Genomic DNA, 15762 nt, shown 5'->3' on the forward strand with positions numbered 1-15762 from the left:
AATTTTTAACCAAACAAGCAGCAATGAACTTTAGAAGTTATCATGTACCTTATCAAATTAATGAGCAATACGCTAAGAAAGCTGCGTATTTCTCTATGGAGTTTGCCATACATCAACCTTTAAAAATATATAGCGGTGGATTAGGCTATCTGGCTGGTTCACATTTAAGAAGCGCATACGAATTGCGTCAGAACATGATTGGAGTGGGTATCCTATGGAAATACGGCTATTATGATCAGGCCAGAAACCAGGATCAGACCCTACAGGTTACATTCATGGAAAAGATTTATAGTTTTCTGGAAGATACAGGAATCAAGTTTCAGATTCTGATTCATGAACATCCAGTTTGGGTGAAAGCTTATTATTTAAATCCGGAGACATTTAACAGTGCTCCCCTGTTTTTATTAAGTACAGATTTACCAGAGAACGATTATGTATCTCAAACCATAACACACAGATTGTATGATGCCAATGTGGCCACCAAAGTTGCGCAATTTATATTATTGGGTGTGGGTGGAGCAAAACTGATAGATGAGCTGGGTTTCAACCCTGACGTGTATCACCTCAACGAAGCACATGGTATTTCTTCTGCTTTCTACCTTTTGAATAAATTCAAAAGCGTTGAGAAAGTAAAAGAACACTTGGTATTTACTACCCATACACCAGAAGAAGCCGGCAATGAAAAGCACGATTTATATCTATGCCACAAAATGAGTTATTTCTGTGGACTAAGTATTGATGAAGTAAGAAAGTTAACAGGTACCCATGACGATCAATTTAACCATTCTCTGGCTGCATTACGTTTCGCCAGAAAAGCAAATGGGGTTTCTGCTTTGCATGGTGTAGTAAGTCGTGAAATGTGGAAGAACTATGAAGGCATCTGTCCTATTACTTCTATTACGAATGCACAAAACTGGCGTTATTGGGCCGATAAACAAATGTATCGTGCTATGGAAGAAGGGAATGATGAAGTATATGATGATCGTAAATCTTTCCTGAAAAAACGTGCATTTGAAATTGTGGCAGATCAGACTGGAAAGGTATTTGACCCTAAGGTACTAACCATTGTATGGGCCAGAAGATTTGCAGGCTACAAGCGTGCAGATATGCTTACCTACGATATGGCACGTTTTGAGAAAATGCTGAACAATACAAAGCATCCGGTACAAATTATCTGGGCGGGTAAACCTTATCCCGTTGATTATCCGGCTATTTCTCAATTCAATAATCTAGTGCATTTGAGTAAGAACTACAAGAATGTTGCAGTGGTTATTGGATACGAACTGGCGCTCAGTAAGCGTTTGAAACAAGCAGCAGATGTTTGGTTGAACAATCCAAGAGTTCCCAGAGAAGCTTCCGGAACCAGTGGTATGACAGCAGCCATGAATGGAGCTGTTAACTTTTCAACAGATGATGGATGGATACCGGAATTTGTAAACCATGGTAATAATGGTTTTGTGGTTCCTAAAGCTGATTATGCAAACATGACCACACATGATCAGGATGAATACGATTTGAATAAAGCATATGAAATTCTGGAGCAGCAGATTATCCCTTTGTATTATGAAGATCATGATACCTGGAGACAAATTATGAAGAATGGTATGCGCGATGTGAGATTCCAGTTCGACAGTAACAGAATGGCGCACGAATACTATGAAATCATGTATAAATAAATAGAATTGCTCTTTTTTAGATGCCCTCCTAAACAGGAGGGTATTTTTTTAACCTTTCCTGAGAAGTATTGTTAAATGTATATGAAGCATAAAATTGTCATTGCCATTACCGGTGCCAGTGGATCCATTTATGCCAAAGGTATTTTGGATAAGTTGTCAGCCAATCCGGACCAATATGAAGCTGTAGGTATTGTTATGAGTAAAAATGCTCAGGATGTATGGGAAACCGAAATTGGAGACAAATCCTATGCCGAATATCCTTTTACTTTTTATGGAAAGCATGACTTCTATGCCCCTTTTGCATCCGGTTCTGCGCAATTCAATACCATGATTGTTGTTCCCTGTAGTATGGGTACCATGGGTAGAATTGCTGCTGGCATCAGCGACGATTTAATTACGCGTGCTGCAGATGTTATCCTAAAAGAAAGAAGAAAATTAATTCTGGTTGCTAGAGAAACCCCATATAACCTGATTCATATTAAAAATATGGAAACCATTACCCTTGCGGGGGGGATAATCTGTCCGGCGACTCCTTCTTTTTATAGTAAGCCGCAAACCATTGAAGAAGTGGCCGCAACTGTGGTAGACAGGGTGCTCGATTTGGCGGGCCTTAACATAAAGAGTTATCGTTGGGGCAACTCCAGATAATTATTTTTTGTATGACTGCCTTGCTTTTCATAATCAAGAATCACTACTAAAATTTTTAAATAAAAAAGCCCGACACTATTTCGTATCGGGCTATTTATTTATTAGAACTGGTAAGATCAGCTTGTAGAATTTCTATGAGTTCGTATTGGCTTCTTCAGGTTGACGCGATTTAAATGTAAATTCCAGCAAAGCAGTTTCTGAATTAAAATCAGCTACCAATACATCCCCTTGTTTAATTGACATTTTCATGATTTCTTCTGCCAATGGATCTTCTAGGTACTTTTGAATAGCTCTGTGTAGTGGTCTTGCACCAAACTGAACATCATATCCTTTATCCGCAATAAATTCTTTAGCAGCCGTAGTCAATTCTAGTTCAAATCCCAAATTCTGAAGACGTTTAGATACACTCTTCATCAGGATATCAATGATGTTGAATATATTTTCTTTGGTTAAAGAATTAAATACTACTACATCATCAATTCTGTTCAGGAATTCAGGAGAGAAGGTTTTCTTCAAAGCCTTTTCAATTACAGCCTTACTGTTTTCTTCCGCATTTTGGATTCTGGTAGCCGTTGCAAATCCTACACCATCTCCAAATTCTTTCAACTGACGTACACCAATATTGGAAGTCATAATGATGAGTGTATTCTTAAAATCTACCTTTCTACCTAAACCATCTGTCAATTGCCCGTCGTCTAAAACCTGTAAAAGAATATTATAGATATCCGGATGCGCTTTTTCAATTTCATCTAATAAAATAACAGAATAAGGTTTTCTCTGACTTTTTCGGTTAACTGACCTCCTTCTTCGTACCCTACGTATCCGGGAGGCGCTCCAATTAATCGGCTAACCGTAAACTTTTCCATGTATTCACTCATATCGATTCTGATAAGTGACTCTTCAGAATCAAACATATATCGAGCCAGAGAGCGTGCCAATTCAGTTTTACCAACTCCTGTTGGGCCAAGGAATATAAATGTACCGATTGGTTTTTTAGGGTCTTTTAAGCCCACTCTGTTACGCTGGATAGCACGAACTACTTTTTGAATGGCTTCGTCCTGGCCAATAACCATGCCTCGCATATCATCGTTCATGCGTCGCAATTTCTCGGTTTCTGCCTCCACCATTCGTTTAACAGGGATGCCCGTCATCATAGAAATCACTTCGGCAATATGCTCCTCCGTAATTGGATAGCGTTTATTCTTGCTTTCTTCCTCCCATTGTAATTTTGCCCTTTCTAATTCCTCGCCCAGCTTTTTCTCTGTATCTCTTAAAGAAGCAGCTTCTTCAAATCGCTGACTTTTTACTACTTTATTTTTTTCCAGCTTAACTTCTTCAATTTTCTTTTCCAGAGCCACAATAGTCTCTGGTACATTGATATTCTTCAAGTGAACCCTTGCCCCTACTTCATCCATTACATCAATAGCTTTATCGGGCAATAAGCGATCTGTCATGTATCGGTCACTTAGTTTAACACAAGCATCTATGGCATCATCACCATAGTATACATTATGAAATTCTTCGTATTTAGATTTTATGTTGTTGAGAATCTGAATGGTTTCGTCTACACTAGGTGGCTCAATCAGGACTTTCTGGAAACGCCTGTCCAATGCACCATCTTTTTCAATGTACATTCTGTATTCATCTAATGTAGAAGCGCCAATGCATTGCAATTCTCCTCTTGCTAAAGCGGGTTTAAAGATATTGGAAGCGTCCAGTGAACCACTGGCACCACCCGCCCCAACAATGGTATGAATTTCATCAATGAAAAGAATCACATCTCTGTTTTTTTCCAGTTCATTCATGATAGCTTTCATTCTTTCTTCAAACTGACCGCGATACTTGGTACCAGCAACCAATGCTGCCAGATCCAGAGAAATAACTCTTTTATCGAATAATACCCTGCTCACTTTTCGCTGTACAATTCTTAAGGCCAATCCTTCAACGATAGCCGTTTTACCCACCCCAGGTTCCCCTATAAGAATGGGGTTGTTTTTCTTACGACGACTCAAAATCTGACTAACTCTTTCTATTTCAGCCTCACGCCCAACAATGGGGTCCAGGTTACCAGCTTCTGCCAGTTTGGTAATATCTCTTCCGAAATTGTCTAAAACTGGTGTTTTACTCTTTGCTCCGCCAACAGCCGGTTTGCCTGACTTTGAAGGCTGAAAACCACTCTTTTTTTCTTCATCGTATTCATCATCTCCATCTTCCGGAAATTCACTTCTGGGGGATGGATTAGAACTGCCGACCATACCCAGTTCGTTGCGGAATATATCGTAGTCTATTTCGAATTGATTCAGAATTTGCGTTGCAATATTTTCCTTGTTTTTGAGAATACTAAGCATTAGATGCTCTGTTTCCACCAAAGGACTTTTCAATGCTTTGGCTTCCAAAACAGTTACCCTGATTACTTTCTCGGCCTGTTTGGTAAGGGGCAGACTATTAATATTGGCAATATTTTTACCCGTTTTATCCTTAACTGCCAATTCAACTTCTTTTCGAAGTTCATATAGATCAACATTCAGTTGTTTCAATACTTTAATGGCTGTATTATCTCCGTCCCTGATTAATCCCAGTAACAAATGTTCGGTTCCAATAAAGTCATTTCCTAATCTGAGCGCCTCTTCCCTACTGAAAGAAATGATCTCTTTTACCTGTGCTGAAAAATTATTATCCATATCTTATTTGGATTTATACAATTATAACGAATATTTTTGAGTGAAGTTGTGCAGGATTTGTACACAGAATGTTAATATGCCGCATATATGCTAAATGTCAAAATTGATACCAAGGAAAAATTCACGGTGTTAAACCCTGAAACAGACCATATTACTGCAAATATGTCAGAAACCCTGCTTGAGCATTGCAGAAATAGGTTGAATAATCTTCCAAAAAACCTGATACTAGATTTATCAGGAGTTAAAAAGATGGATGCTGAAGTGGCAGACGCCCTTACTGAAATACAACAGGTATTCTATGAAAAAAATGCTTCATTTGTGGTTTGTAATATAGAAGATACACTGGAAGAGATGCTTGACCAGCAAGGGGTTCTGGAAGTCTGGAATATTACTCCTACTGAATCTGAAGCATGGGATATTGTTCAGATGGAAGAAATTGAAAGAGAATTATTGGACAGTGATGATATCAGTTTTGAAAATCATCCTGAGGAGCCTGCATAAACCAACATGGAATGTCAGAACCCAATTGGTATGCCATATTAGGAATACAAAGTAATGCATCAGCCGCTGAGATTAAAACGGCATTTCGCAAGCTTGCGCATCAGTATCATCCAGACAAGCACCAGAATCCCATGTATGCTGAACAATTTAAACAGATTAAAAAAGCCTATGAAATATTAGGCAATGCTTCAAGAAAGTTACAATACGACCGCAGTGTTTCACTTCAGAAAAATCATGCTTTTGTAGCACCAGCCTTATTACAGGTCTCTGAAATCATGCATTATTTTTTGGCTTTTGAGAGAGAAATGAAACTAGCAGATATTCGATTTCTCAATTACGACAGAATCAAATGGAAATTCAATTATGCATTCGGCATGCCGCATGTACTCTTAGCTATCCAAAATGCTACTAAAGAAGTCCAGGATGATATTTTAGTTAGACAGCTTTATTGTTTGTCCTTTCTACCTTATCGTGATTATGTGCCGTGTTTACAAATATTAAAACAGTGCTTTACCAATCAGGATCAAATAAAAAAGATAGAATTAGCAACGAAGGAAAAAAAACGGGAAGCCCAATGGAATCGATTACAAATTCCGTTGGTTGCATTCATTAGTCTACTCCTCTGTTTGGGTATATATTGGCTGGTAAAATAAAAAGTCCCGGCTTTTTTAAGCAACCGGGACCATTTATTTCTTTGATGAGAAGCTAGATACTTCTAATAAAAATTATCTAGCTACCTACTTACCATTATTCTAGTTATTTGCTACCAGTGTTGAGGAAACCGTATTAGCTGGTAACCAAGGCGAAGGGGTTACTGAACCACGAACCACTATGGTATAAATTTTACCGTCTACTGCTGTCATGGTTTGTGTTCTGATGAGCGCATTCGTTGTGGCATTTCTAATTTGAATGCTGTAGGCCGTTCCCAATAATGTTGCATTCAAAGCAACAAAACTGGAAGCACCTCTGTAGCTAACAGCTGAACCATACAATGGTGTCGTAGCTGTTCCTATAAATGCATTTACCGCAGGGGCATCTCCACTGGCATGAATAATTCTTAAATGCGCTTTACCGGCAGCTGGAGTAGTTAAATTATCCTGAAACCAAAGCAACTCTGCATTCTGCAATTTATTGGCAGCAATCAATGTGTATCTGGCGGGTTGATCGCGCAGATCTGAAACACTGAATTTACCAGCAGAAAATAAAGTAGTTAATCCCGCCATACGAACAGTAACGTCCTTATTGCCTGGTGTGGTACTGTTATAAATGGTATTCGAACCAAATGCGATGGGCAGAATATTCTGCTTTAAATCGCCCACAAAGAAGTCTAAGCCAGCTGCAACATCCGGTGCTGCATTAATAAACATGTATTGAGCGTATCCTGGATTAACAGGATCTTTTGCGCAACCAGAAAAAAACAGCACGGAGAACAAACCGGCAATGTATACGATATATTTTTTCATGATAGACATTTGAAGCTTTGAATTAATAGGTGGCCATTACGGTTATCCCTCTTGACATGGTTCCAGATGTTGACTGATAACGACCTCTGAAAACCACATTGTAAACACGTTTTGAGTTAAAGACAACCGTGTTGAATTGCGTAAGCGCAGTTGCGGTTCCAGTTGCTCTAACTTCCAGGGTATCGGTAAGACCACTGATATGTGGTATATAAGCCGATTCTCCCTGTATCGCAATATTACTTGCAATATTTGCCCTTTTTCTTCTTGAATAAAGATCCACATTCGGAACAGCAGAAGTACTGGAAATCATGTTTACAAATTTTACACTGGCAGTAGTATCAGTCGGAATGGTAAAAACATCATTCTTGATAATGGCTTTTACTGCATTGCTGGTATCATACGTGTAAACCGAATAGAATTTCCCTTCTTCGAATGTAGCAGAAATGCTTACTGGTGTTTGAGCAGGAACAGCGGCACTGTCGTAAATACGAATGGTACGTGCTCCCGGAGTAATGGTTGCGAATGCAGTAACAGTTGCAGCCCCTGGAAACAATCCTCCCATGGCCAATGCTGTTCCATTTAATAGTGCGCCATCTAAAGTGGCAAAATTTCTGGCGGCTCCCATGCTACCTGGCATGATTCGGATAAATGACTTGTTGGTAGTGCCTACTGATTCACTGGCACGACCATCAAAATTTTTGGTACATGCAGTTAATAAACCGGCCATTGCTATGATATAAAAAAGTTTCATTTTCATAATTTTCATTTTAACGGTAGTAATTAAGGTTTAGAGAACCATTGTTCTACTGTATGATAATCCAGTGCAATTGCCCCGATTCTGTTCAGTTCACTTACATTGTATAAGTATTCAGAATTGTAACGGGGTCTTGCTCTGTAAACCAGTTTGCCATTGTTGTTAGCAAATAAATTGATACCGCTAGGAACCACAAAGTCTGCATATACTGGCGTAGTTTGACCTGATTCAATATCCGTATAATGGAATCTTCTCATATCGGTCCAAGTTTCGTGAATACCATGACCATACAAAGCAATATACTTTTGTAACATGATATGTGAAAGGGTTAAATCACTGGCTGCAGGTACTACAATAGGATTGGCCAAATAATTATCTCTGTCCGCAACAGTAATTGCTCTGGCCGATGGAACTGCTGAGCCATAATCGTTGATCAGCATGTCAAAATTCAAACGAATACCATCTGTATATGCAGCTAATGCAGCCGCTTTGTTTCCTTTTCTGTACTGGGCTTCTGCAATCATGAATTTAATTTCGCTGGCAGTAATAATTGGGAAAGGAGAACCATTCTTGAAAATATATCTACACTCCGCATCTGAAGTAGGTGCAGCGGTACTTGCAAATGCACTACCCCAAAAGTTAGCGGGTTGGTCATTCACAGCCAAGCCACTAGTACCACCGTTCGGACGTATTCCTCTATAATTTCCATTGGGGTTTTCTCTGATTATATAAGCAGCTCTAGGGTCAACCGCACCTGGAAAACGAGAATTCAAGCCAGTCATTAAATTGGCTATGTATTCGGTTTGTCTCATGGTTCCAACGTTGTTCCTTACCGGCCCATAGAAATTCGAGGTACCAGTAATTCCCGTGTTGGCAAAACGCATTACCGCATTGTCTGCATTGGTATTCATCGCCAGGTTGGCATAGAAAATAACCGAGTCGGCATTATAGGATGTTTTATTGCTTAAATGGTGGAAAGATCTCGCCATTACTGCGTATACAAATTTCTTCCACTTGTTCACATCTCCGTTAAAGAAATAAGCATCCCCCTTGGCTAGGTTGGCAGGACTGGCGCTATCGCCGGTATTGTTTAAATAAGTAATGGCAGTTCTGCATATTTGACGAACCGTGTCGTATACCAATGACTGTTCATCGTATTTAAATACCAATTGATCGGCTTTAAAAGCTTCACGAACAATGATATCGCCATACATTTCTGCAGTTGTTAACCAACTCCAAGCTGAAATGGCTTGGCCTACACCAACATAGTCCCATTTCTTTTCTTGGGCTGCCCATTCCATCATACGTTTCAGATTCTGTCCCATACCGTAATAATGCATGGCCCAAATTGAACCCATTAAATCACTGGCACCAGTTGCACCACCCATTTGATCAAACTGGTTACCAGAAGTATTGGTTGCCCAAAACTGAACATAACGTCCAACGTTTAAACCATCGTTTTGCGTACCATATGCAGAACCCGCTGCTGCAGAGCTACCGCCCATATTACTGATGATACCAGGCAATAAAGTTTCAACTGGTACCCTAACCCCAGCATTTGGATTGGGGAATGCCTCGTCTAATTTTTTCTGACAAGAAGCCATAATTACACCTGCAAAAGCAAGTGTAAGGATGGATTTAATATTAATCATTGATTTTTTCATGTTAGCTGTTTTTCAAGTTAGAAACCGACTCTTACACCAAAGTTGACACTGATAGGTGTTGCCAAAGTACCATAGTCGAAACCAAAAGCACCTACCCCTCTGGTAGCGGCAGTATTACCGCTTACTTGAGGATCTGCACCCATATAGTTGGTGATTAAGAATAAGTCGTTACCGGTGATAAAGATGCTGGCAGATTTAACACCATTTAGGTTTCTCAAAGCACGATCAGTTAAAGAGTAACTTAAAGTGATATCACGCATTCTCAACCAGTTTACATTCTTTTGAATAAATGCTTCTTCAGGCATATTGGATGCAGTATAATAAGCATCGTTATAACCAGGAATCACAGAAATGGTGTTTCTGGTTGGAGTTGCTGTATTTGCAAATCCATCGTTTAAGACACCATCAATTACGCGTGGTACAAAACGATCGGCAGTTCTATTGCTTCTGCCAATTCCAGTTAAGAACATCTCATTTGCATTGAAAATATCTCCACCAATTTTAAGATCCCATAAGAAACTCAAACGCCAGTTTTTGTAACGCAATGAGTTTTGGATACCTAATGTAAATGCAGGGTTTCTGTCACCTCTTAATTTAAATAAGCCATCTGAAATTGGTAAACCATTAGAAGGATTGATTAGGATTTGACCAGCATTGTTTCTGGCATAACCCCAAGATGCAATACCTGTGGTTGGGCTACCAATACCCAATACACTCGCACGAGCGTTACCAAATAACCAAGTATCAGAAATATAAAACTCAGAAACGTTAGCCGGGAAGCCAACTACAGCGTTCCACATTCTGTTGAAATTCAAACGTGTATTCCAAGTGAAATCTTTTTTCTGTACCAATTGGTAATCAATGGCAATTTCAACACCTTCATTTCTGGTGCTGGCTGCGTTTTGCGTATTCAATACAAACCCAGTACCATAGCTCAAACGCATATTTTCAATGATTTGGCCCTTGGTTAAGGTATTGTAATACGTTGCATCAATGCTTAATCTGTTTTTCAAGAATTTGAATTCAGTACCAATTTCATAAGTGCTTTGACGCTCAGGCTGTAAGTCTGGGTTGTTGTTGGTGAACCCATATGAATATGCAGGGCCATTGGCGCTACCAAAATTGTTCACAAATACAGACTGTGTAGAATACGGTGTATTCAAACGAGCTGTATTAGCCATTGATCCTCTCAATTTCCAGTAATTCAACACGCCCCCTTTCTTTAAAGCAGGAATGATATCCGTCATGATGGCACTCAAGCTTAAACCAGGATAATTGTAATTTCTATTGGCAGCTGGCAAAGTTGAAGCAGATTCAAAACGGTGAGAATAGTTAAAGAATAATAGATTCTTATAGCTCACTGCAAATTCACCAAAGAAAGCAATCTGTCTTAGCAAACGTAGATTGGGTTCGCCAAAATTGTTGCGCAATAAACGTACTCTTGTATTTGGTGCGGTATTGTTAGAGTCTGTTCTATTAGGATCAGCAACGTTATTACCACTCACAGCATATAGCTCCCATCTATAATCTTGCCACATGGTACCCGCCATTAATCTTAAACTAAAATCTCCAACTGTTTTCTTGGCAGTAGCATTGATTGTATGGTTGTATCCCTTGTAAGTATTCCAAAAATTATCTTGAGACCCTCTCAATGCGCTAGATACAAAGAACGATTGTGGATGGTAGTTTTGGTAACCAATGGTTTTATAAGTATCATAGCCGAAACGACCTGTGATGCTTAACCATTTGGTAGGGTTGATATTAATTCCTAAAGAGGAGAACAAACGATCTGTTTGATCGCGGCCTCTGTTATTGGCCACATTCCAAAGAGGATTGTCTACTTCTCCATTGGCGTTCGCAGAGAATAAAGGCAATTTGTTACCGCCATCGTCTTCAGATTTGGTCACATCAATGGTGCTAGGGTATTGTAATAACCCAAGCAAATATCCACCTGCAGAACGCAATACTTTAGCGGTATTGGTTCTAGTATAAGCAATTGAAGGCGTGATTTCAATATACTTGCCAATCTTGGTTGTATTTCTTAAACTTAAATTGATTTTCTCTTGATCATTGTTTGGCACAACACCCTCTTGCTTCAAGTATGTAGCAGAGAAACGGAAGATTGACTTTTTGATACCGAAGTCTACTCCAAGGTTATGGGTTTGTGATTTACCATTTCTAAAGAATGCATCAATATTATCGTATAGTCTGGTACCTACTGGATATGCGGGTCCAAAATAACGGAAGATATTGCTTGGTGTATTGTTAGTACCATTGGTAAATCCATCAAATGTTGGTGGGAAACGGGTTAACACCTGTGTTCTAAATGCGTTGTCGTATTGAACAGCCAATTTACTGGTTTTGGCTTTTCTTGTTGTGATGACAATGGCACCAGAACTGGCTTGGCTACCGTATAAAGCAGTGGCTTCTGGCCCTTTCAATACGGTTACATTTTCAATATCATTGGGGTTTAAATCTGAAACTCTATTGCTGTAATCACTACCTCTATTGGGGCGGTCAGACGCTAACCCAATACCTCTACCACCATCAGATGTTTCATCAAATGTAGAGTTGTCCATGATTACCCCATCCACAACAAAGAGTGGTTGGTTGCTTAAAGAGAGCGAGTTAAATCCGCGCAATACAATTTGAGATGAAGCACCCACGGTTCCTGAAGTAGGGTTCACCGTAAGCCCAGCTACCCGGCCTTGCAAGCTGTTAATAAAATTGTCACGCTGTGTTTCTTGAATTTCAGCACCCTTCACTTGTTGGGTAGAATAACCCAATTCGCGAGGCTTTCTTTTTTGGTCCATCGCTACTACCACCACATCGTCAAGTTCTGATGTTTCGGCTTTTAGGCGCACAATGATTTTTTGATCATCTTTTACCACAACGCGGGCAGATTCAAAACCAAGCGATGTGATTAAAAGGGTTTGACCCTTGGCTGCTTTGATGGTAAAATTACCTTTAGCATCCGTTTTGGTTGCAACGTTTTTGCCTGCTACACGAATTGAAACCGACTCTAGAGCGGAGCCTTTTTCAAGATCAGAAATATTACCTGTTACAGTAATATCCTGTGCAGAGACTTTCATCACTAGGAAGAACAGCATGAAAGCAATCCTCCAAGCATAAGCGAGTTTTCTCATAACTACAGTGTTTGGTTCTTTGACAAAAATTTATTGCAAAAAGCTGCAAAAAATTTTAGCATTTCTTTAATGAAATAATTGATGACATAAATATATGGTTAATCATCTGTTAAAACCAGAAAATTATCAGCAAAATAATGCACATATTTATGCAGGTATTTAAGTGTCTATACTACACTAAGCTATAAAATGCTTAACCCACGTTTGGCATAGGGTATCAAACGCTCATCAGAAGGGTCTAATTCGGTAATTAAAATGTCAACTTCATCCAGTGGACAAACTTGCAATCTTTGGGAAGAATTGAGTTTTTCAGAAATGGCCAAGGAAACGGTTTTTTGGGCACAGGCAATCATGGCTTTTTTGACTTCGATGATTTCCCATTCTAAATCGGTAATGCCCAAATGTAAATCGATGCTATTGGTGCCCAATAAGCAGAGGTCGGCCTTAATTTGCCCAAGTCTTTGTACCACTTCAGCCCCAACGGCCATTTGGGCACTTTTCAATAGTTTGTTGCCTAAGAAAATGACTTCAGCGTTGGGGTGCTCTAATAATTCAAGTGCAATGGGCACATTGGTGGTTACAAAAGTGGCATTCAGGTCTGGGGGGAGCATATTCACCAATTCTCGCATGGTTGTGCCCCCAGAAATAACCACCAACATGCCATCTTTAATGAGGTCAATGGCTTTATGGGCAATGATTTTTTTCTCAGGTAATGAATAGACTTGTTTGCTCTCAATTGTAAAATGAAAAGATTTTGCCAACGCACCGCCATGTACTTTCATCAGCTTACCTTCTTCGGCTAATTCTTGCAGGTCTCTGCGTACTGTATCTTCCGAAACATCCAATTGCACACAAAGATCAGATGATAATACTTTGTTATGGATATTGATTTGCTGTATGATATAGGCTTGGCGTTCTTTCTTAAGCATCTTTAAAATTAATAAGTTCCCGCATAATCACGCAAATATTTTTTATTTGGGGGTTGAGCCTTGGCTTAACTAAATTTGTTGGTTCAGTTATGATATCACCCAATACGATACAGCAGATTACCAGCAGAATAGACATTATTGATGTGGTGGGTGAATTTGTGAAATTGAAGAAAAGGGGCACCAATTACTTGGGGCTCTGCCCTTTTCATGGAGAAAAATCGCCCTCATTTACCGTATCCCCTGCCAAGGAAATTTACAAATGTTTTGGCTGTGGCAAAAGTGGCAATACCATCACTTTTTTGATGGAGCACGAAAAATACAGTTATGTAGAAGCGCTCAAATGGTTGGCCACTCGATACAATATTGAAGTTGAAGAAACGCAGCAATCGCCAGAACAATTGCAGCAAGTGCAAATGGCCGAAAGCCTACATGCCATCAATGCTTTTGCACAAAAATTCTTTACAGACCAACTGTTCAATACCGAAGAAGGCCAGTTAATGGCCCACTCTTATTTAAAAGAAAGAGGCTTCAGAGAAGCCGTGTTGCAGAAATTTCAAATTGGCTATAATCCCGAAGGAAAAGATGGATTAACAAAAGCTTTGGTATTGAATCAATTTAACAAAGACTTATTACCCAAGACTGGATTGGTGGCTCTGCGCAATGATGAATTGGTAGACAATTACAGAGCCAGAATTATTTTTCCAATCCATAATAATACGGGTAAAATTATTGGCTTTGGTGCCAGGGTAATTGGCAAAGCCGATCGTGCACCTAAATACATTAATACCCCTGAAAACGAAGTCTACAGCAAGAGTAAAATCTTGTATGGGTCTTATTTTGCCAGACAAGCCATTGATAAAGCCGATGAATGTTTGTTGGTAGAAGGCTATACCGATGTAGTGAGTTTGCACCAAGCAGGCATTGAAAATGTGGTTGCCAGTGGTGGTACTTCACTTACGGTAGATCAGTTGCGATTGGTCAAAAAATACACGAACAATTTGACCATTATTTATGATGGCGATAGTGCAGGGATCAAAGCTGCACTTCGTGGATTAGACCTGGCGATTGAAGAAGGCCTCAATGTTAGGCTGGTGTTGATACCTGACGGCGAAGACCCCGACAGTTATGTCAACAAAGTTGGCGCAGCAGCTTTCAATCAATTTATAGCGCAGTCTAAAAAAGATTTTATTCTGTTTCAACTTGAAGTGTTGTTGAAAGAAGCAGGCAATGACGTGAATAAAAAAAGTGGCATTGTTAACCAAATTGCCGAAACGCTGAGTAAGATCAATAAAGCCGAAGACTTTACCAGACAGCAGGATTATATCAAACAGTGTTCGGCATTATTGCGTATTGATGAAGCAGGATTCACCAACTTGGTGAATAAGTTCAAGCGCGACAAAATTTCGAAGGACGAAAAGAAATTGCCTTTTGATGAAGCGCAATTCATTCAGCAGGATGCCATGCAAACCGATCAATCATTTGATGAAGGGCAACTGCTTTTACAACAAGATGATCAAGTTGAAAAAAATGTAATCCGGGTATTATTTGAATATGGATTGAAACAGTACAATGACTCGCAAACCATTGCTGCGTATATATTTGAGCAGCTAGAGCATTATCCATTGGAAAATGCCGACTATGAAAAACTAATGGAATTGTATAAGGATTGGTACAACAAAGGTTTAGAGCCTACTACAAAATCTATGCTGTATCATGAAGATGAAAATGTGCGGCAGCTGTTGATTAATTTGACCATGTTCCCGTTTGAATTGAGCAATCGTTGGGATGAAATTTTGCCCAATATGAATATCGTGAATAAGGATATTTCTATTGCCGATACAGATATGAGTTTAAATTATTTTAAACTGCGAAAGATCAAGAAAATGTTCGAGCAAAACCAACGCGATATGGAGTTTGCGCCATACGAGGAACAAATGAAATTAATAGAATTGCATAAGCAATTAAAAGAATTTGAAATTGCCATTACCAAACAGTTGGGCACAGTGATTCTTCGGTAAATATTTCAGAATGAAACTAATTTGGGTTTGTAAATTCTTAATTTATATTTGGATAATTATCAATCATCTCTGCTTTTATGTTATATAACTTTACTTGTAACATAAATTTTTTTAGACTTTTTAAATTTGATTCAGATTCAAACATTCTGTCATGCATCAGAAGAACTAAATGATTTTTTTCGAATGTATAATTATTTTTCAATTGATATAAAATCATTTGTATTAGTTCATCAACTGATTCCAATGGATCAGAAGAATTTTTTTGCATATGCCACTCCGTAT

12 protein-coding genes and 1 pseudogene are annotated in these 15762 nt (G+C 39.1%); 5 read left to right on the top strand and 8 right to left on the bottom strand.

Annotated elements, in window-relative coordinates:
- Positions 1 to 23 precede the first annotated feature (23 nt).
- Both glgP and F777_RS0109840 read left to right on the top strand, forming a co-directional pair.
- On the top strand, positions 24 to 1676 hold the full coding sequence (gene glgP / locus F777_RS0109835; RefSeq protein WP_026751890.1) for an alpha-glucan family phosphorylase: 1653 nt from the start codon (positions 24 to 26) through the stop codon (positions 1674 to 1676).
- Positions 1677 to 1757: 81 nt separating this feature from the next.
- Entirely contained in the window at positions 1758 to 2324 is a 567-nt protein-coding gene (locus F777_RS0109840; protein WP_026751891.1) for a UbiX family flavin prenyltransferase, read from the top strand.
- 132 nt (positions 2325 to 2456) lie between these two features.
- Here the strand turns inward: F777_RS0109840 and F777_RS18610 are convergent, their stop codons facing one another.
- Both F777_RS18610 and F777_RS16400 read right to left on the bottom strand, forming a co-directional pair.
- Entirely contained in the window at positions 2457 to 2738 is a 282-nt protein-coding gene (locus tag F777_RS18610; RefSeq protein ID WP_369792002.1) for a hypothetical protein, read from the bottom strand.
- A 117-nt stretch (positions 2739 to 2855) separates the two neighbouring features.
- Positions 2856 to 5005: pseudogene (locus F777_RS16400) on the bottom strand (ATP-dependent Clp protease ATP-binding subunit); the annotation flags it as partial.
- 87 nt (positions 5006 to 5092) lie between these two features.
- Between F777_RS16400 and F777_RS0109850 the strand changes: the two are divergent.
- Together F777_RS0109850 and F777_RS17305 are read left to right on the top strand one after the other, a co-directional pair.
- A complete protein-coding gene (locus F777_RS0109850) occupies positions 5093 to 5506 on the top strand; it encodes an STAS domain-containing protein (protein WP_026751892.1) in 414 nt (137 codons plus the stop codon).
- Between the two features lie 11 nt (positions 5507 to 5517).
- Entirely contained in the window at positions 5518 to 6159 is a 642-nt protein-coding gene (locus F777_RS17305; protein ID WP_051408545.1) for a J domain-containing protein, read from the top strand.
- Between the two features lie 99 nt (positions 6160 to 6258).
- Here F777_RS17305 and F777_RS0109860 read toward each other — a convergent pair whose 3' ends face one another.
- The 5 genes from F777_RS0109860 to F777_RS0109880 all read right to left on the bottom strand — a co-directional run bounded on the left by F777_RS0109860 (position 6259) and on the right by F777_RS0109880 (position 13462).
- Positions 6259 to 6969, bottom strand: a complete 711-nt coding sequence (locus F777_RS0109860) for a DUF4397 domain-containing protein (protein WP_026751893.1) — start codon at positions 6967 to 6969, stop codon at positions 6259 to 6261.
- A gap of 22 nt (positions 6970 to 6991) precedes the next feature.
- Positions 6992 to 7726 (bottom strand): DUF4397 domain-containing protein, encoded by a 735-nt coding sequence (locus F777_RS0109865; protein ID WP_161631505.1) that lies wholly within the window; start codon positions 7724 to 7726, stop codon positions 6992 to 6994.
- 23 nt (positions 7727 to 7749) lie between these two features.
- On the bottom strand, positions 7750 to 9387 hold the full coding sequence (locus F777_RS0109870; RefSeq protein WP_051408546.1) for a SusD/RagB family nutrient-binding outer membrane lipoprotein: 1638 nt from the start codon (positions 9385 to 9387) through the stop codon (positions 7750 to 7752).
- Positions 9388 to 9404: 17 nt separating this feature from the next.
- On the bottom strand, positions 9405 to 12533 hold the full coding sequence (locus F777_RS0109875; protein WP_051408547.1) for a SusC/RagA family TonB-linked outer membrane protein: 3129 nt from the start codon (positions 12531 to 12533) through the stop codon (positions 9405 to 9407).
- A gap of 182 nt (positions 12534 to 12715) precedes the next feature.
- Positions 12716 to 13462, bottom strand: a complete 747-nt coding sequence (locus tag F777_RS0109880; protein WP_026751897.1) for a DeoR/GlpR family DNA-binding transcription regulator — start codon at positions 13460 to 13462, stop codon at positions 12716 to 12718.
- Between the two features lie 89 nt (positions 13463 to 13551).
- On the opposite strand from F777_RS0109880, the gene dnaG reads away from it, so the two are divergent.
- Positions 13552 to 15480 (top strand): DNA primase, encoded by a 1929-nt coding sequence (gene dnaG, locus F777_RS0109885; RefSeq protein ID WP_026751898.1) that lies wholly within the window; start codon positions 13552 to 13554, stop codon positions 15478 to 15480.
- Positions 15481 to 15517: 37 nt separating this feature from the next.
- Here the strand turns inward: dnaG and F777_RS18395 are convergent.
- Positions 15518 to 15762, bottom strand: a 245-nt coding sequence (locus F777_RS18395; protein WP_235785928.1) for a polysaccharide deacetylase family protein, incomplete at its 5' end; no start/stop codon positions are given.

Origin of the sequence: Sediminibacterium sp. C3 (assembly GCF_000508085.1) — a bacterium.
In the GTDB taxonomy this organism is placed as follows: domain Bacteria; phylum Bacteroidota; class Bacteroidia; order Chitinophagales; family Chitinophagaceae; genus Sediminibacterium.

Coding starts and splice junctions, on each gene's coding strand:
- glgP (WP_026751890.1), top strand. CDS start 24: ATGAACTTTAGAAGTTATCATGTACCTTATCAAATTAATGAGCAATAC.
- F777_RS0109840 (WP_026751891.1), top strand. CDS start 1,758: ATGAAGCATAAAATTGTCATTGCCATTACCGGTGCCAGTGGATCCATT.
- F777_RS18610 (WP_369792002.1), bottom strand. CDS start 2,738: ATGAAGAGTGTATCTAAACGTCTTCAGAATTTGGGATTTGAACTAGAA.
- F777_RS0109850 (WP_026751892.1), top strand. CDS start 5,093: ATGCTAAATGTCAAAATTGATACCAAGGAAAAATTCACGGTGTTAAAC.
- F777_RS17305 (WP_051408545.1), top strand. CDS start 5,518: ATGTCAGAACCCAATTGGTATGCCATATTAGGAATACAAAGTAATGCA.
- F777_RS0109860 (WP_026751893.1), bottom strand. CDS start 6,969: ATGAAAAAATATATCGTATACATTGCCGGTTTGTTCTCCGTGCTGTTT.
- F777_RS0109865 (WP_161631505.1), bottom strand. CDS start 7,726: ATGAAAATGAAACTTTTTTATATCATAGCAATGGCCGGTTTATTAACT.
- F777_RS0109870 (WP_051408546.1), bottom strand. CDS start 9,387: ATGAAAAAATCAATGATTAATATTAAATCCATCCTTACACTTGCTTTT.
- F777_RS0109875 (WP_051408547.1), bottom strand. CDS start 12,533: ATGAGAAAACTCGCTTATGCTTGGAGGATTGCTTTCATGCTGTTCTTC.
- F777_RS0109880 (WP_026751897.1), bottom strand. CDS start 13,462: ATGCTTAAGAAAGAACGCCAAGCCTATATCATACAGCAAATCAATATC.
- dnaG (WP_026751898.1), top strand. CDS start 13,552: ATGATATCACCCAATACGATACAGCAGATTACCAGCAGAATAGACATT.